This is a genomic window from Bradyrhizobium iriomotense (genome assembly GCF_030160715.1).
Lineage (GTDB): Bacteria > Pseudomonadota > Alphaproteobacteria > Rhizobiales > Xanthobacteraceae > Bradyrhizobium > Bradyrhizobium iriomotense.
The window spans coordinates 57,759-73,057 of sequence record NZ_BSOW01000011.1 but is presented as its reverse complement, the minus strand read 5'-3'; the positions used below and the strand labels follow the sequence as shown (position 1 = coordinate 73,057).

At 64.4% G+C, this 15,299-nt stretch carries 15 protein-coding genes; 1 reads left to right on the top strand and 14 read right to left on the bottom strand.

Annotated elements, in window-relative coordinates:
* Positions 1–23 precede the first annotated feature (23 nt).
* From paaD to QQL28_RS17010, 11 genes are all read right to left on the bottom strand, one after another.
* The gene (paaD, locus tag QQL28_RS17060; RefSeq protein ID WP_284267214.1) at positions 24–527 is read right to left on the bottom strand and encodes a 1,2-phenylacetyl-CoA epoxidase subunit PaaD; all 504 of its coding nucleotides are present in this window, start codon (positions 525–527) and stop codon (positions 24–26) included.
* On the bottom strand, positions 521–1,297 hold the full coding sequence (gene paaC, locus QQL28_RS17055) for a 1,2-phenylacetyl-CoA epoxidase subunit PaaC (RefSeq protein WP_284267213.1): 777 nt from the start codon (positions 1,295–1,297) through the stop codon (positions 521–523). The genes paaD and paaC overlap by 7 nt, the downstream gene beginning before the upstream one ends.
* A 153-nt stretch (positions 1,298–1,450) precedes the next feature.
* Entirely contained in the window at positions 1,451–1,738 is a 288-nt protein-coding gene (gene paaB, locus QQL28_RS17050; RefSeq protein ID WP_008136594.1) for a 1,2-phenylacetyl-CoA epoxidase subunit PaaB, read from the bottom strand.
* A gap of 10 nt (positions 1,739–1,748) precedes the next feature.
* Positions 1,749–2,741, bottom strand: coding sequence for a 1,2-phenylacetyl-CoA epoxidase subunit PaaA (gene paaA / locus QQL28_RS17045; RefSeq protein WP_284267212.1), 993 nt, complete (start codon positions 2,739–2,741; stop codon positions 1,749–1,751).
* Positions 2,742–2,818: 77 nt separating this feature from the next.
* Positions 2,819–3,685, bottom strand: a complete 867-nt coding sequence (gene paaX / locus QQL28_RS17040; protein WP_284267211.1) for a phenylacetic acid degradation operon negative regulatory protein PaaX — start codon at positions 3,683–3,685, stop codon at positions 2,819–2,821.
* Between the two features lie 189 nt (positions 3,686–3,874).
* Entirely contained in the window at positions 3,875–4,645 is a 771-nt protein-coding gene (locus QQL28_RS17035) for an esterase/lipase family protein (RefSeq protein WP_284267210.1), read from the bottom strand.
* 186 nt (positions 4,646–4,831) lie between these two features.
* Complete coding sequence (locus QQL28_RS17030) at positions 4,832–6,118, bottom strand: DUF445 domain-containing protein (RefSeq protein ID WP_284267209.1); 1,287 nt, start codon at positions 6,116–6,118, stop codon at positions 4,832–4,834.
* Between the two features lie 198 nt (positions 6,119–6,316).
* Entirely contained in the window at positions 6,317–6,772 is a 456-nt protein-coding gene (locus QQL28_RS17025) for a phasin (RefSeq protein ID WP_284267208.1), read from the bottom strand.
* 239 nt (positions 6,773–7,011) lie between these two features.
* Positions 7,012–7,605, bottom strand: coding sequence for a GNAT family N-acetyltransferase (locus QQL28_RS17020; protein ID WP_284267207.1), 594 nt, complete (start codon positions 7,603–7,605; stop codon positions 7,012–7,014).
* On the bottom strand, positions 7,602–8,684 hold the full coding sequence (locus QQL28_RS17015; RefSeq protein WP_284267206.1) for a PHA/PHB synthase family protein: 1,083 nt from the start codon (positions 8,682–8,684) through the stop codon (positions 7,602–7,604). Before QQL28_RS17015 ends, QQL28_RS17020 begins: the two co-directional genes overlap by 4 nt.
* The gene (locus tag QQL28_RS17010; RefSeq protein ID WP_284267205.1) at positions 8,681–9,061 is read right to left on the bottom strand and encodes a hypothetical protein; all 381 of its coding nucleotides are present in this window, start codon (positions 9,059–9,061) and stop codon (positions 8,681–8,683) included. Before QQL28_RS17010 ends, QQL28_RS17015 begins: the two co-directional genes overlap by 4 nt.
* A 166-nt stretch (positions 9,062–9,227) precedes the next feature.
* Here QQL28_RS17010 and QQL28_RS17005 point away from each other — a divergent pair, with 166 nt between their 5' ends.
* On the top strand, positions 9,228–10,148 hold the full coding sequence (locus QQL28_RS17005; protein ID WP_284267204.1) for an alpha/beta fold hydrolase: 921 nt from the start codon (positions 9,228–9,230) through the stop codon (positions 10,146–10,148).
* Here QQL28_RS17005 and QQL28_RS17000 read toward each other — a convergent pair.
* The 3 genes from QQL28_RS17000 to QQL28_RS16990 form a co-directional block, all read right to left on the bottom strand.
* Entirely contained in the window at positions 10,145–10,819 is a 675-nt protein-coding gene (locus QQL28_RS17000) for a spermidine synthase (protein ID WP_284267203.1), read from the bottom strand. The genes QQL28_RS17005 and QQL28_RS17000 overlap by 4 nt on opposite strands.
* 132 nt (positions 10,820–10,951) lie before the next feature.
* Positions 10,952–14,188 carry a bifunctional cytochrome P450/NADPH--P450 reductase gene (locus QQL28_RS16995; protein WP_284267202.1) on the bottom strand — a complete coding sequence of 1,079 codons (3,237 nt, stop codon included), beginning with the start codon at positions 14,186–14,188 and terminating at the stop codon, positions 10,952–10,954.
* Positions 14,189–14,301: 113 nt separating this feature from the next.
* Entirely contained in the window at positions 14,302–15,297 is a 996-nt protein-coding gene (locus tag QQL28_RS16990; RefSeq protein ID WP_284267201.1) for an alpha/beta fold hydrolase, read from the bottom strand.
* Between the last annotated feature and the right edge of the window lie 2 nt (positions 15,298–15,299).

Below are 15,299 nucleotides of genomic sequence, written 5' to 3'. Positions count from 1 at the left end.
TTGGCATAGTGCTCAACTAACTCTCAATGACACTTGAAATAATCGAACGGTTCGCGGCAGGACTTGCAGCGCCAGAGCGCCTTGCAGGAGGTCGAGCCGAATTCGGACAACAGCTCGGTATTCTCGGAGCCGCATTGCGGGCATGCCACCGCCTGCGCGCCGAACAGCGCGCGGCGCGAGCTCGCGGCTTGCGGCGGTGCGATGCCGTAGGCGCGCAGCTTCTGGCGGCCCTCCTCGCTCATCCAGTCCGTGGTCCAGGCCGGCGACAGCACGGTGCGCACCTTTGGGCGATGGAAGCCGGCGCGTTCCAGCGCGATCTCGATCTCGAGCGCGATCATGTTCATCGCGGGGCAGCCCGAATAGGTCGGGGTGATCGCGACCTCAACCTGATCGCCTAGAAGCACGACGTCGCGCAGCACGCCGAGATCGGCGATGGTCAACACCGGAATCTCCGGATCGACCACGCTTGCCGCCGCGTTCCATGCGCGCTGGCGGAGCTCGGTGTCGCGATCGAGGACCGTCACCATGTCAGCCCCGGGAAGGTACGCTGCATCGATTGCAGCTCGCTCAGGAGATGGCCGAGATGCTCGCTGTGCCGGCCCACGCGGCCGCCCTGCTGCATCCAGTTGTTTTGGGGCAGCGTGAGCGTTGCCTCGCTGACGACCCTGGAGAGGGTCTTCAGCCAGCGATCGCGCAACGTCGCCGGATCGATTGCGATGCCGGCATCGATCAAGCCGCGCTCGCCGTCATCGACGGCAAACATCTCGCCGGTGAAGGCCCAGAGATGATCGATCGCTCCTTGCGTACGCGCGTGGCTCTCCTCGGTGCCGTCGCCGAGGCGGATGATCCATTCCGAGGAATGCCGCAGGTGATAGGCGCTCTCCTTCTCGGACTTGGCGGCAATGGCGGCGAGCGTCGTATCGCACGAGGTCATCATCGCCCGCCAATAGAGATCGGCGAAGGCGGAATAGAAGAACTGCCGCACCAGGGTCTGGGCGAAATCGCCGTTCGGCTGCTCGACCAGCAGCAGGTTGCGGTACTGACGCACGTCGCGCAGGTAAGCGAACTTGTCCTCGTCGTTGTCCTTGCCTTCAACCCTGGCCGCATAGGTGTAGAGCTCGCGGGCCTGGCCGAGGAGGTCGAGCGCGATATTGGACAGCGCCATGTCCTCTTCCAGCATCGGCGCGTGGCCGCACCATTCCGACAGCCGATGCCCGAGGATCAGCGCATCATCGGCGCGGCGCAGGGTGTAGAGCACCAGCGGCGTCTCGGACACCTGGATGTTAGCGACGGGCATCTGTCCTATCCATCTTGCCACTTGTTCCGACCTCATCCTGAGGAGGCGCGAAGCGCCGTCTCGAAGGATGGGCCGCGGGTTCGACCAAAAGTTCACGGGCCTTCATGGTTCGAGACGCCGCTTTGCGGCTCCTCACCATGAGGATAGAGAGCGCTACATGTGCCCCACTTCTTCGGGCACCTCGTAAAATGTCGGATGCCGGTAAATCTTGGATTCGGCCGGCTCGAACATCATACCCTTCTCGGCGGGATCGCTTGCGGTGATCGCGGTCGAGGGCACGACCCAGATCGACAGGCCTTCGCCGCGACGGGTGTAGATGTCGCGCGCAGCTTGCAGCGCCATGGTGGCATCGCTCGCATGCAGCGAGCCGACATGCTTGTGCGCGAGCCCGTTGCGGCTGCGAATGAAGACTTCCCACAGCGGCGTGTTCGGCGTGGCCATCGTGATCTCCCTACTCGGCAGCTTGCGCGGTCTGGCGGTGCTGGCGCTTTGCCGCATAAGCGGCGGCCGCCTCTCGCACCCAGGCGCCCTCGTCATGCGCCTTGCGGCGCGCGGCGATGCGATCGCGGTTGCAGGGGCCGTTGCCGGCGAGCACCTGCTTGAACTCGGTCCAGTCGATCTCGCTGTAGCGCCAGTGCCCGTCGGCATCCTGCGTCATGCCGGGATCGGGAATGGTCAGGCCGAGATACTGCGCCTGCGGAACCGTGGCATCGACGAACTTCTGGCGCAGCTCGTCATTCGAGAAGCGCTTGATCTTCCACTTCGTCGAGGCATCGCTGTGCTGGCTCGCGCTATCTGGCGGGCCGAACATCATCAGCACCGGCCACCACCAACGATTTAGCGCATCCTGCGCCATCGCCTTCTGCTCGTCCGAGCCGCGGCACAGCGTCAGCATGATCTCGTAGCCCTGGCGCTGGTGGAAGGACTCCTCCTTGCAGACGCGGATCATCGCGCGCGCGTAGGGACCATAGGAGCAGCGGCACAGCGGGATCTGGTTCATGATCGCCGCGCCGTCGACCAGCCAGCCGATGGTGCCGATGTCGGCCCAGGTCAGCGTCGGATAGTTGAAGATCGAGGAATATTTGGCCTTGCCGGCGAGCATGGCGTCGACCAACTCCTCGCGCGATGAGCCGAGCGTCTCGGCGGCGGCATAGAGATAGAGCCCGTGGCCGCACTCGTCCTGCACTTTTGCGAGTAGCGCCGCCTTGCGACGCAGCGTCGGCGCGCGGGTGATCCAGTTGCCTTCGGGCAGCATGCCGACGATTTCGGAATGAGCGTGCTGGGAGATCTGGCGGGTGAGCGTCTTGCGATAGGCCGCCGGCATCCAGTCGTTCGGCTCGATGCGCTCCTCGGCATCGATGCGCGCTTGGAATTGCGCAGCCTTGGCCGCATCCTCGAGGCCGCGATCATCCGCCTCGGCCGTGTTCAGCGCCTGGGTATACATGCGCATCCTCCCGATTTATTGGGAGGCAATATATAACAGAAATTATATCATGCAAGATATTTCTGTAACATAAAAACTCAACCGCCGAACCGCAGCGCGAGCTGCTTTCGCGCCGCGGGCAGCGGCCCTTTTTCGTTGGTTCCGTGGTCATCAAGCCATTGTTCCGACGAGGCAAGCAGCGCGCGATAGATCTCGCCGCAGAGCTCGCGAGCCGCCCTGCCCGGCCAGTCCACCGGTAGCAATTCGCCCGGCAGTAGCGGATCGCGCAGCACCACGCGGCGATAGTAGTGGATCAAGAGGATGCGCGCGGTGAATGCGTCGGAATCGGAGAGCGTCGTACCGCGCGCAATCGCGGCGCGCAGCGGCTCGAACATCTTCATGAATTTGAGATAGGCATCGGCCGTCCGATCGAGCGGCCAGCTCGCGCTGAGCAGACGGCGGCCGCTGTCATCCTCGGCCGAGACCTCGAGGCGGATCGCGCCGGCGGTCTCCTCGGGCACCGGCACGCCCGATGGCGCAACCCACACGCCCGGCAGCGGACTGCCGAAGCCGGCATTGCGCAGCGCCTCGCGCGAGGCGTCGCGGTCCTCGCCATTGCCGATCAGCAGCAGCTCGAAGCGGCCGGTCCAGTCGGACGGCGGCGGATCGTAGATGTGGCGCGTCGCGGCCTCGAAGGTCTGGCGGCCTTTTTCGGCGAGCCGATAGAAGCTGTTGCGCCCGACCTTTTCGCGCGTCAGCCAGCCGTCGGCGGCAAGCCGCGACATCGCAGTGCGAACGACGCCGCTGTCGATGTCGAGGCCTGCAAAGAATTCGAGCAGCGTGCCAAGCCACACCGAGCCGCCGCGCGGCACGATGGCATCGCCGAACACGGTGATGACGATGGAGCCGGTGCGCGACGGCTCGCGCTTGAGCTGATCGATGATGCGGGAAAGCGGATGCGCCATGCGTCATGGCATAGCGCGATTTGTGCAGGTGGGACAACGGAGGCGGCAGCCGGGCCCTCATCCTTCGAGACGGCGCTTCGCGCCTCCTCAGGATGAGGTCCAACAGCTACCGCGGGAGGGATTCAAGCCTCAATCCTCATGGTGAGGAGCGCGGCAACGCCGCGCGTCTCGAACCATGAGGGCTCGGGCTTAACGATGCGGATCGGGATACGCCAGGCTACGCCAACCGCTGCGGTCGAACGGCTTCCACTGGCCTTCCTTCTGCGCGAGGCGATCGGCCACCGCATAAACCGCAGCCGGATGGTGACCCATGCCGCAATGGCTGCTCTCGACCTCGATGCTCTCGGTTTCAGCACCCGCCTTCTCCATGCAGCCCTGCCAGGCGCAGACACCGTCGGTGCGGCTGAAGATGGCGGTGATTGGCACCGGCGGCGGCACGGCGAGCTCGCCGCCGAAGCGCGGATCGACCTCGTCGGCCTTCCGACCGCTCGCCCATTCATAAACGCGCCAGGCATTGGTCGAGCGCGGATCGCCTGCAAAGGGGCTGCCGAGCGTGATCACCTGGCGCACGCGCTCCGGCATCATCTTGGCGAGCTGGCGCGCATAGAGACCGCCGAGGCTCCAGCCGACCAGGCTGATCTTGCGACCATGGGTATCGCTGAGCTCCTGGACGAGATCGACCATCGCATGCTGTACGCCCGGGCGCAGGCCATAGTTGCGGCCCTGGCGCCAGCCGCTGACGGCATAGCCCTTGCCCCTCAGGAACGAGCGCAGCGGGCGCGTCGAGGCGTCGGACGCGACGAGGCCCGGCAGCACCAGCACGGGATGGCCGTCACCACGCGGCGCGAGGCTGAGGAGCGGCAGCGCGCCGAGGAAGGCGCCGAGCTCGTGGATCGCCCGCCCCTCCAGAAACATCAGGGTGCGGGACGGCGGGCGCAGCGTCTGGGCAGTAGCGGTCATCAATGTTTCCTCTGGCAAGGCACCGGCTGCGATGCCGGCAATGGCACGAATTCCAAGACGCCGGCTTCTTGATCGTTCCGCAGCGCAACATGAATCAGCTAGGCGGCCGGTTCCCGACATTCAAGCCGGTGACAACGGGAGCGACAATAGGCCTGCGCGTTAATGCTAACGGCCGTGACGCAAAAGTCACAGCAATCGAAGCAGGAATTCTACGGAGTAGAGCGCAAGGCCTGCCAGCCCGCCGATCAACGAGCCGTTGAAGCGGATGTATTGCAGGTCGCGGCCGATGTTGATTTCGATCAGCGAAATCAGCTGCGTCATATTCCACGACTTGACCTGGTCGGAGATGAAGGTCGAGACGCCGCTCTTCTGGTCGGCGATGAAGCTGCGCAGCACCGCGACCAGGCCCTTGTTGATCTCGCCGCGCAGCTCCGCATCACCCGCCAGCGCCTCGCCGGCCGCGACGAACATGCCTGCGAGATGATGCTGGAGCACCTGCGTCTCGCCGGAGGCGCTACGCTCGATGAAGGCGCGCGTGTTCGCCCACACCGTGCGCGCAAGATCAGCTAGCTCGGGCCGCGCCAGCAGATCGCGCTTCAGACCGTCGATGCGATCGATATAGGTCTGGTCGGTGCCGAGCCGGTCGACAAAGGTCAGCACCATGCGATCGAACTCGCCGCGAAACGGATGCTTGGGATCGCTGCGCACCTCCTCAAGGAAGGCGGAGGCGGATGCCACGATCTTGTTCACCAGGAACTTGTCGGCGCGATAGAGCCGAAGCAATGTCGGCAGCTCCGCGCGCACCTTCTCGCGGATCATCGCCATGGTCTCCTTCCCCGTCAGCGTGTCATGCATGACGCGCAGGAGATCGTCGAACAGCACCTGGTGCCGCCCCTCCGCCACGAAGCCGCGCAGCGTACCGGCCGCGAGCGGTGCGAGGTCGATGGCTTGCAGTTGCGAGGACATGCGGCGGATGATGAAGGTCATCAGGCCCGAGCTTTCCGTCGCAGAGAAAGCTTCCGGCAACAGCCGCAGGGCAAAGCGCGCGAGATCGTCGCTGCGCTTGCGGTCGCGCAGCCACTCGGCGATGAAGGAGCCAAAGTCGATCTCCTTCAGCTTGGCCTCGACCGGCCCCGCCTCGAGGAAATGCACCTGGATGAATTCGCCGAGCTTGTCGGCGATGCGGGCCTGATTGCTCTGGATGATCGCGGTGTGCGGAATCGGCAAGCCCAGAGGCCGCTTGAACAGCGCGACGACGGCATACCAGTCGGCGAGCCCGCCGATCGTCGCGGCTTCCGCGAAGGCCGCGATGAAGCCGAATACGGGGTGCACGTTGAGCAGCCATTTCGCGACCACGAACAACGCGAGCGTCGCGGCCAGCACGAACGTCGCCAACGCCTTGACGCGCCGCAGCTCGGCCGCGCGCTCGGCGTCGCCGGGGGTGTCGAAGGAGAAAGTATCGACTGTCTTCATCGCGGCACCACAGTAACCCGTCATTGCGAGCGAAGCGAAGCAATCCAGAAGCTTTCCGCGGAAAGGCTCTGGATTGCTTGGACGCTTCAGCGCAAAAATACTCGCAGTTTTGTCGCGAGCTCCACGCAATGACGGCGGCGCAAAAAACAAGGCCCGCCGAAGCGGGCCTCAAAACACAGTTTCAACTCAACGCAACAATCAGGCGGTCTTGTTGTAGACCTTCGCGAAATTGTCCTGAGCGGACTTCGCGCCATTGGCGGCGAGCTTGCCGAGATAGTCGGTGGTCGCCTTGGCGCGCGAGACGAACGCTTCGCCGCGGGCACGGAGCAGGCCGGACTGGATCTCGACGGCTTCGCTGACCGACTTGGCCGAAGCGAGCTTGTCGATGCCGGAGAAGAACGCCTCGGCGTCCTCGAAGATCGCCTGCTGGATGTTGCGGCTGATCTTGCCGGCCTCGGTGACGGATTCGGCAACCGCGTTCTCGATGGCGGCGGTCACCCGCTCGGAGCCAGCGAACACTTCGGCAGCGCGGTCCTTGGCAGTGTTGGCGGTCTTCTTGACGAATTCGCGGGCAGCCTCGGGAACTTCCAGGTTCTGGATGTTCTTGAACGCGTCCTTGAAGCCCTCGAAAGCGGTGTTGGTTTCGGTCGTCATGGGGGTCTCTCCATCCTCAATTGTCTGAGCTATGGGCTCACCCCGTCCGGATTGGCCCGGGGCACGGCTTATATGGCACGGTTAATTGTGCGGTGCAATAATCATATTGCACTGCGATATCACGAAATCGTGAACAGCCTCAACAGGAGGCATCATGATGCCTCCCTGGCCATCGCCGGAACCAATGCCAGACGGCGCGGCCTGGTGCCGGACGTGCCTCTAATCCTGGGCGGCGCTTTCTAGTGCTGGACAGCGCCCGGCAGCCCGTAGGCCTCCATCTGGGCCTGAACCTGCGCGATGTTGTGCCCGAGCACGACCATGTCGTGGGTCTTGCCGCCGACATCCCGGACGTGGTCGCGCAGCAGCGCCTCGGCCTTGAAGCCGAGGCTCTCGAACAGAGCGATCGCCGCCTGCTGGTCGACCGTCATCTGGACCGAGAGCTTTTCGAGGCCGGCGCCGAGCGCGAGCGCAAAGGTCTCCTGCGACAGCGCCCGCCCGACCCCCTTCCCCCGCACGTCCTGTGACACCACCATCCGGATCTCGCCGACATGGGGCGACCAGGAATGGGGATCACGCACCAGCGTGCCGCAACCGACGACCTTGCCGTCCTTGACCGCGAGCAGGCTCGTGATCGCGCCGCGCTCGATTTCCTTGACCCAGGCCGAGAGCACTTTCGGCTCGCTGATGTTGCGTGGCAGGAACAAGAGATCATGTGTCGGCAGCGCCTTGCCGAAGGCGAGCACGGCAGCTTCGTCCGCCGGTGACATCATGCGGATCTCGATGTCGCCAGCATCCGTCTTGACGTGACGCGGATAGGAACGCGCTTCACTCATGTCGACCTCTTCCCCAGCCAGGTGTCCAGTTTCGGCCACAGCCGCTTGATCGCGTTGGCGCCGGCGACGAGCGAGACGTGGCCGCCCTTCAGCATCACCTCTTCCTTGTCCTCGGACCCGATCTTGGTGATCAGATGCTTTGCGGCGTCATACGGCACGATGTGATCGTGCTCGGCGACCGCGTGCAGGATCGGCACCTTGATGTTTTCGAGCTTTACCGCGCGTCCCCCCACCGACATGGTGTCGTTGAACAGCTTGTTGTCCCACATCAGGTCCTTGGTGATGGCGCGGAAATATTCGCCGGCGAGCGGCAGCGTGTCGGTCGCCCAGCGATCGAACATCCGGTAGGATTTCACGAACTCGTCGTTCCAGATGTTCTCCCAGAGCTGGATCTGGCTCACGGTGCGCGAGGCCGGTCGCAGCATCTCGAAGGAGGACAGGATCATCTCCGGCGGCACGTTGCCGACGCTGTCGACGAGACGGTCAACGTCGAAATAGCGGCGGTCGGAGAAATTCGAGAACAGCTTCATCTCGCGAAAATCGATCGGCGTGGTGAAGCAGATCAGGTTCTTCATCGGCCCGTCCCCGAAGATCGAGCCGTACAGCAGCGACAGCACGCCGCCGAAGCAATAGCCGATCACGGAAACGTCCTGCTCGCCGGAATCCTGTTGCACGCGGCGGACGCAATCCGGGATGAAGTCGAGGACATAGTCCTCCATGCCCAGGCTCTTCTCCTCCGGCCGCGGCGCGGACCAGTCGAGCATGTAGACGTCGTAGCCACGCTTGAGGAGGAACTCGATGAAGCTTTGGCCCGGCACGAGATCAAGGATGTAGCCGCGGTTGGTGGTGGCCATGACGATCAGCACCGGCACGCGGTAGATCTCGTCCGACATCGGGCGGTAGTGATAGAGGCTCATCGTGCCGCGCGAATGCAGCACATCCTTCGGCGTCGACCCCAGCGTTGGCCCTGAAGTCGAGAAATCTTCGACGCCCTTGATGCTGCGCATGATGGCGCGCTGCACCTCGGACTGGATGCGCTCCGGGATCGATGCGAGATCAAGTCCCGTCGGCGCGTTCATTTCGGCTCTCCACTATCGGGCGGCGGGCGCTTCGTGCGCGGCGGCCGCGGCGCAGCGCCAATCTGCGATCCGCTGGAAGCGGCCGACATCTGGCTGAGCATGGACTTGATCTCGCCGAGTTGGCCTTCGATGGACTGCAGCCGTTCGGCAATGCCGGTCATCTGCTCGCGGCTCGGCAGATTCATCGAGAGAAGATACTTTTCCATGAGGTCGCCGAACTGCCTCTGAGCACCTGCAGCAACGCCGCCGGCCCGGTTCATGGCCTGCGAGAATTCGGGCGTCTCCATCGCCTTGGTGGCAAACGAGTTGAAGCCTTTCTCCATCTCGCCAATCATCTTCTGCCACAAGGCGACCGGATCGGTGATCTTGTCGGTCATCGGCGTCCTCCAGGTCGAGGGCTCTGTTGCCCTTCTTTTCCGCCATACCACACCGTTGTGACGGGCCGGTCAACCCACGAGCGGCGGCCCGGTGTCGCGCACGCGGCTTCTTTGCGGTGGCAAACCGTGCGATACAACGTTGATCGCCAGCAAGGGGAACACGCCCGTGAATGCCTCCGCCCATCAGCCGCCGCAGACCGTCCGCGCCAACGGCATCGACATCTGCTACGAGATTTTCGGCAACGACAACGCCGAGCCTCTGCTGCTGATCATGGGGCTCGGCGCCCAGATGGTCCACTGGGACGACGCATTCTGCGAACAGCTCGCCGCGCGCGGATTTCGCGTGATCCGCTTCGACAATCGCGACATCGGCAAGTCCAGCCATTTGACCGGCGGCAAGCGGCTGACGCCGTTCGAGCTGTTGAAGCTGCGCTTCCTGAAGATGCCGGTGGCCGCAACCTACAAACTGATCGACATGGCCAGGGATACGGTCGGCCTGATCGACGCGCTCGGCATCAAGTCGGCGCATCTCGTCGGCGCCTCGATGGGCGGCATGATCGCGCAGGAAGTCACGCTGTCGTTTCCGCAGCGCGTGCGCTCGCTCACCTCGATCATGTCGACGACGGGCAATCCGCGCGTGCCGCCGCCGACGCGCGAGGCCGCCGCCATGCTGATGGCGCCGCCACCGCGCAGCAAGGAGGAATTCATCGTCCGCTACGGCCAGACCTGGAAGGTGCTGCGCGCCGGCCATTTTCCCGAGGAAGAGGCGCTCGATCCCGGCCGCGCCGAACGGGTGTTCGCGCGCGGCCTGAATCCAGCCGGCGTCGGACGGCAGTTGCGCGCCGTACTCGCCTCCGGCAGCCGCAAGGAGCGCTTGCACAGCGTCAAGACGCCGACGCTGGTCATCCACGGTACCGTCGATCCCCTGGTTCGCCCCGAAGGCGGCAAGGACACTGCGGCATCAATCCCCAACGCAAAACTTCTGATGATCGACGGCATGGGCCACGCACTGCCGATGCGCTTCTGGCCGCAAATCGTCGACGCCATCGACAAGCACGCGCATGGGGCAGGGGCGAAAGCGGCCTAACTCTTCCGCGCGATCCAGATCACATGGCGCGCGCCACCGCCTTTTCCGGTGGCGCGGAGGTTGACTTCGTTGACGTCAAAACCTGCGCTACCAAGACGCTTGGTGAATGCCGGGTTGGGTCCCGACGACCAAACGGCGAGCACGCCTCCCGGCCGCAGCGCCGTCCGCGCCGCTTTCAGCCCGGCTGAATTGTAGAGTGCGTCATTGCTCTTCCGGGTCAACCCTTCCGGCCCATTGTCGACGTCGAGGAGAACGGCGTCGAACGCCGATCGGTGCGCCCGGATGATTTCGGCAACATCGGTTTCCCGCACGCTCACGCGAGGGTCATCGAGGCTGTCACCAAAGACTTGCGCCATGGGTCCCCGCGCCCAGGCCACCACCGACGGCACGAGCTCCGACACGACAATCTGCGCTTTGCCGGCAAACACGGCGAGCGCAGCACGTAGCGTAAAGCCCATGCCCAATCCGCCGATGAGGACGACGGGCTTGGCGACCTTCTCGATCTGTTTGGCCGCGAGCGTCGCGAGAGCGGCCTCCGAGCCCGACAGGCGGCTATTCATCAGCTCGTTGGTGCCGAGCATGATGGAGAACTCTTTGCCGCGGCGCATCAGGCGAAGCTCGCCATCGGAGCCGGGAATCTTGGCGGTATCGAGTTTTTCCCAGGGAATCATGCGCGAGGTTTAGCACAATCGAGAATCGTAGGCTGGGTTAGCCGAAGGGCGTACCCCACCTCTTTGCTGTCCGCATCGAGAGAAACGGTGGGTTACGCTTCGCTAACCCAGCCTACAATCCACGATCCGCGGCTACCCGCCCGCCCAGACATCGAGCACGTAGCGGTTCTTTGTGCCGAGCTCCTCGATCCAGCGCGCGCCGGCGGCAGCGTCGCTGCCGCTCTTCTCGCGATAGATCGCCACCAGCGCCGCCTTCACGTCGGGCTCCATCTTGCCGCCATCGCCGCATACATAGATGATCGCGCCCTGCTCGATCAGGCCCCACACCTTGTCCTTCTGCAGGGCAAGCACGTGCTGCACATAGGTCTTGGGTCCGTCAGCGCGCGAGAAGGCGGTGAACAGCTCGGTGATGCCGCTCGCGGCCATTGCCTTCAATTCATCAGCATAGAGAAAATCCTGGTCGGGGTGGCGGCAGCCGAAGAACAGCATCGCAGGCCCGAGCGTCGCACCCTTGGCCTTCCGCGCGGCTCGCTCCTGGAGGAAGCCGCGGAATGGCGCAAGACCCGTTCCCGGACCGATCATGATGATCGGCACCGACGAATCATCCGGCAGGCGGAAGCCGGCCTTGGTCTCGCGCACAGTGGCGTAGATCGTGTCGCCGGCGCGGCGATCGCTGATATAGTTCGAGCAGATGCCCTTGTAGATGCCGCGGCCCGATGCCGCCGGCCCGCCGACCACGCCGACGGTGACGCTGCAGCGCGCAGGATCGACCGAGGGCGAGGACGAGATCGAGTAATAGCGCGGCGCCAGCAGCGAGAGCATTTCGAGATAGACATGGAGCGGCAGCTCGCAGGCCGGATATTCGGTCAAGAGATCGAATACCGACTTGCGCTTGGCCAGGATCTCGGCGCGGTAGCGCTCGCCGGCCTCCGCGTCGTCGCCGACGAAGGCGAGCAACTTCGGTTTGGTCACCGGGCAGCGCGTGTGCTCCGACATGATCTGGATCTGCTTGCGCGTCGCGACCTGCTGAAGCTCGACGAAATCGGTGAGGAGCTGACCGACCGACACGCCCTCGCCCACCGGCAATTGCGCGCGGCGGCCTTCAGCTACCGCCAGCCTGATCTGGTCTGCCGGCAGGAAGCCGAAGCGGCGGGCCACGGCACCGACCAGCGCCGGATCGTTGCGCGGCACCACGCTGAGATGGTCGCCGACGCGGTAGCTCACGCCTTGCGGCAACTGTACCTCGACATGGCGGGTCGAGCGCTCGGACGGATTGGGACCGCTCTTGCTCTGGAGCTCGTCGTTGACCAGCACCTTCATCGCCGCCGTGCCGCCGAGCGCAGCGATCGCATTGACCGCGCCGGGTGCGACGGGCTCGACCTTGTAGAGCGGCTCGTCATCGGCGTTGCGGCTGAAATCCGCCGTCAGCCCCCACTCCTTCACGGCCGCGGGCGCGGCTGCGGCGAACCATTTTTCGAACTGGCCGTCGAGATCGCTGCGCGCGTCGCCCTCGCCGCGCGCATAGAGGCTGCGCGCGCCGTGGGCAGCCAGCCGCTCGTCGATGAAGCGCGGCACCGATTGATAGGTGGCGGCCCAGTCGCTGTTGCCGCAACCGAACACGGCGTAGCGGACTTTTGACAGCGCGTCCTTCGGCATGTCAGCATGCAGCCATTTGACGAACTGCGTGGCATTGTCCGGCGGCGCGCCGTTGTAGGAGGCGCAGAAGATCAGCACGCCACCCTCGTCCGGCAGCTTGCCGGCATGGTCGTCCAGCGGCGCGAGCCTGCTGGCGAAGCCGTTGACCTGCGCAAGATCGGCAACGCGCGCTGCCAGTTCCTCGGCGGTGCCGAGATTGGAGCCATAGAGCACCAGCAGCGGCGTGTTGTGCCCGGGGCGCGTGGTGGCGCGTGGCGCAGCCGCGCCCGCGCTCGCAATCGCCGCGGCAGGGCCGGAATAGGCGCCGCGCTCGCGATCGGCGCGTGGACGGACCTTGATCTTGAAGCCTTCCGGCTTGATGGTCAGCGTTTCCTTCAGGTGCATCTGGTAGCGCTGATGGTCGATCAGCCTGAAGCGCTGGAGGATCATGCCGAGCGCAAGCGCAGCCTCGTGCATGGCAAAGCCGCGGCCGATGCAGGCGCGCTGGCCATTGCCGAACGGCTTCCAGGCATTGACGGGGCGCTTGGCCTCCGCCTCGCGGCTGAAGTTCTCGGGATCGAAGGCATCGGGGTTGGGGCCCCAGACGCTGGGGTCGCGATGCAGCGCCGTCACCAGGATCGTGGTGAAGGTGCCCTTCTTCAGCTTGTACTTGCCGCCGCCGATGGTCTCGTCCTTCAGCGGCGAGACGCCATAGGCGGGCGCCGGCGGCCACAGCCGCAGCGCCTCTTTCAAGACCTGCGTGATGTAGGTGAGCTGCGTCACCTGCTGATAGGTCGGCCTGGCGTTGACGTCGGGACCGAAGACCCGATCGACCTCGTCATAGGCCTTCTTGAGAATGTCCGGGTGCTTGAGCAGCGCATAGATCGTGTAGGACAACAAGCCGCTGGTGGTCTCGTGCCCCGCGATCAGGAACGTGTTGATCTGGTAGCGGATGTTGACGTCGTCGAGCTGCTCGCCGGTCGAGCGGTCGACACCGGTCATCATGGCCGCGAGCATGTCCTTCTTGTCGTCTACCCCTTCCGCAGCTTTGCGCCGCTCGGCGATGATCTCGTCGACCATCTTGTTCATGAAGGCGACGTCTTCACCGAGCGTCTTGCGCCGCTTCTGCATCCAGAGCTGCTCGAACGGCAGGCCGCGGGTCATCATGATGGTTTCGAGCGAACGCACCAGCGACTCGACGAAGGGATGGTAGTCGCGCCGGTAAAAGGAATTGAAGCGGTAGTCGAAACCGCAGAGACCGATCGTGTCCAGCGTCAGCGCGGTCATGTCGTGGACGACGTCGATCTCGTCGTCGGCGTTGAGCCGCTCCCATTTCTTGACGAGCTGCTCGGCGATATCGACCATGCTCGGGTGATAGGACTGCATGGCGCGGTTGCCGAACGGCTGGAGCAGGATGTTGTGGGCCTTGCTCCAGTTCGGTTCCTTGGTATCGGCCGTGAAAAGGCCATCGCCGCCGACGGCGCGCACCCGGCGCAGCGCACCGCGCACCACCTTGTCGAAGCGCTTCTCGTCGGAGAGCTCGTCGACGAGATCATGGCCGGAGACGATGACGATCGGCGAACCCATCATGTCGAGCCAGAAGATCGGGCCGAGCTCCTTGGCGAGGCGCGTCAGGTGCTGCACGGGTGCGGCCGAATCCAGCGACAGCATGTTGCCGACCACGGGCTTGGTCGGCGGATGCGGGATCGGGTCCAGACGATTCTTGGATGACATCGACGTGCGCTTCCCCCAGTTGCGTCATTCCGGGGCGGTTCGCAGAGCCGAACCCGGAATCTCGAGATCCCGGGTTCGATGCTAAGCATCGCCCCGGGATGACGACTGCGTCGTCACCCAAACCGCCTTCTACGCCATTCGATCAGCTTGGCGCTGACCTCTTCCGGCTTTTCCTGCTGCGTCCAATGGCCGCTGTCCCTGACCAGATACTTTTCGAGATCCGGCACCAGCTTCTCCATGCCGTCGGCGGCCGAGGGCGGCAGCACCGCGTCGTTCTCGGCCATGATCATCAGCGACGGTACGCGGACGTGATGGTCCAGTCCCTCGGCGTTCTGCCAGTTGCGGGTGAAGTTGCGGTACCAGTTGATGCCGCCGGTGAAGCCGGTTTTCGCAAAGGTGTCGACGAACACCTTCTTCTCTTCCGCCGACAGGATCGGCGTGCGCGGGTCATGCCTGGCGTCGTAATTCGCGATCATCTGCGGAAATGCCAGGTTGATCCGGGGCGAGGCACCGATGCCGGCTATGGGCTGCTCCTCCGGCGCACCCGGAGGGCGCGCAACCGGCTTGCGCATGAAGGCATCGAAGGTCTGTTCGACGCGGCTGCCAAAAATCCTGTCGGGCTCGCGCGCAGGATCCTGGAACTGCACGATGTACATCTGATCGCCAAACCGCTTGCGAAACAGCTCGATCGGATCCATCGGCGCGCGATCCCAATGCGGCGTGTTCACGCCGACGACGCCGGCGACGCGCGAAGGATGGCGCAGCGGCATCTGCCAGACGACGAAGCCGCCCCAGTCGTGGCCGACGAAGATCGCCTTTTCGATATTCAGATGATCAAGAAGCCCGACGAGATCGCCGGTCAGATGTTCCATGTCGTAGGCCTCGACCGGCTCGGGCCGGTCGGTCGCGCCATAGCCGCGCTGGTCCGGCGCGATCACGCGGATGCCGGCCTCGCTCAGCGCCTTGATCTGGTGACGCCAGGAGAAGGCGAGCTCGGGCCAGCCATGGCACAGCACCACCGGCGGCTTGTCGCTGTTCGGGCCCGCCTCGTAATAGCCCATGCGAATTCCGTTCGTCTGCACGAACTTGAGTGGCGGCATTTCGATCATTG

Bases quoted from the DNA above. Each gene is read 5' to 3' on its own strand.
- paaB (WP_008136594.1), bottom strand. From the start codon at position 1,738: ATGGCCACGCCGAACACGCCGCTGTGGGAAGTCTTCATTCGCAGCCGC.
- paaX (WP_284267211.1), bottom strand. From the start codon at position 3,685: ATGGCGCATCCGCTTTCCCGCATCATCGATCAGCTCAAGCGCGAGCCG.
- paaD (WP_284267214.1), bottom strand. From the start codon at position 527: ATGGTGACGGTCCTCGATCGCGACACCGAGCTCCGCCAGCGCGCATGG.
- QQL28_RS16995 (WP_284267202.1), bottom strand. From the start codon at position 14,188: ATGTCATCCAAGAATCGTCTGGACCCGATCCCGCATCCGCCGACCAAG.
- QQL28_RS16990 (WP_284267201.1), bottom strand. From the start codon at position 15,297: ATGATCGAAATGCCGCCACTCAAGTTCGTGCAGACGAACGGAATTCGC.
- QQL28_RS17035 (WP_284267210.1), bottom strand. From the start codon at position 4,645: ATGACCGCTACTGCCCAGACGCTGCGCCCGCCGTCCCGCACCCTGATG.
- paaC (WP_284267213.1), bottom strand. From the start codon at position 1,297: ATGCCCGTCGCTAACATCCAGGTGTCCGAGACGCCGCTGGTGCTCTAC.
- paaA (WP_284267212.1), bottom strand. From the start codon at position 2,741: ATGTATACCCAGGCGCTGAACACGGCCGAGGCGGATGATCGCGGCCTC.
- QQL28_RS17020 (WP_284267207.1), bottom strand. From the start codon at position 7,605: ATGAGTGAAGCGCGTTCCTATCCGCGTCACGTCAAGACGGATGCTGGC.
- QQL28_RS17025 (WP_284267208.1), bottom strand. From the start codon at position 6,772: ATGACGACCGAAACCAACACCGCTTTCGAGGGCTTCAAGGACGCGTTC.
- QQL28_RS17010 (WP_284267205.1), bottom strand. From the start codon at position 9,061: ATGACCGACAAGATCACCGATCCGGTCGCCTTGTGGCAGAAGATGATT.
- QQL28_RS17030 (WP_284267209.1), bottom strand. From the start codon at position 6,118: ATGAAGACAGTCGATACTTTCTCCTTCGACACCCCCGGCGACGCCGAG.
- QQL28_RS17015 (WP_284267206.1), bottom strand. From the start codon at position 8,684: ATGAACGCGCCGACGGGACTTGATCTCGCATCGATCCCGGAGCGCATC.
- QQL28_RS17000 (WP_284267203.1), bottom strand. From the start codon at position 10,819: ATGATTCCCTGGGAAAAACTCGATACCGCCAAGATTCCCGGCTCCGAT.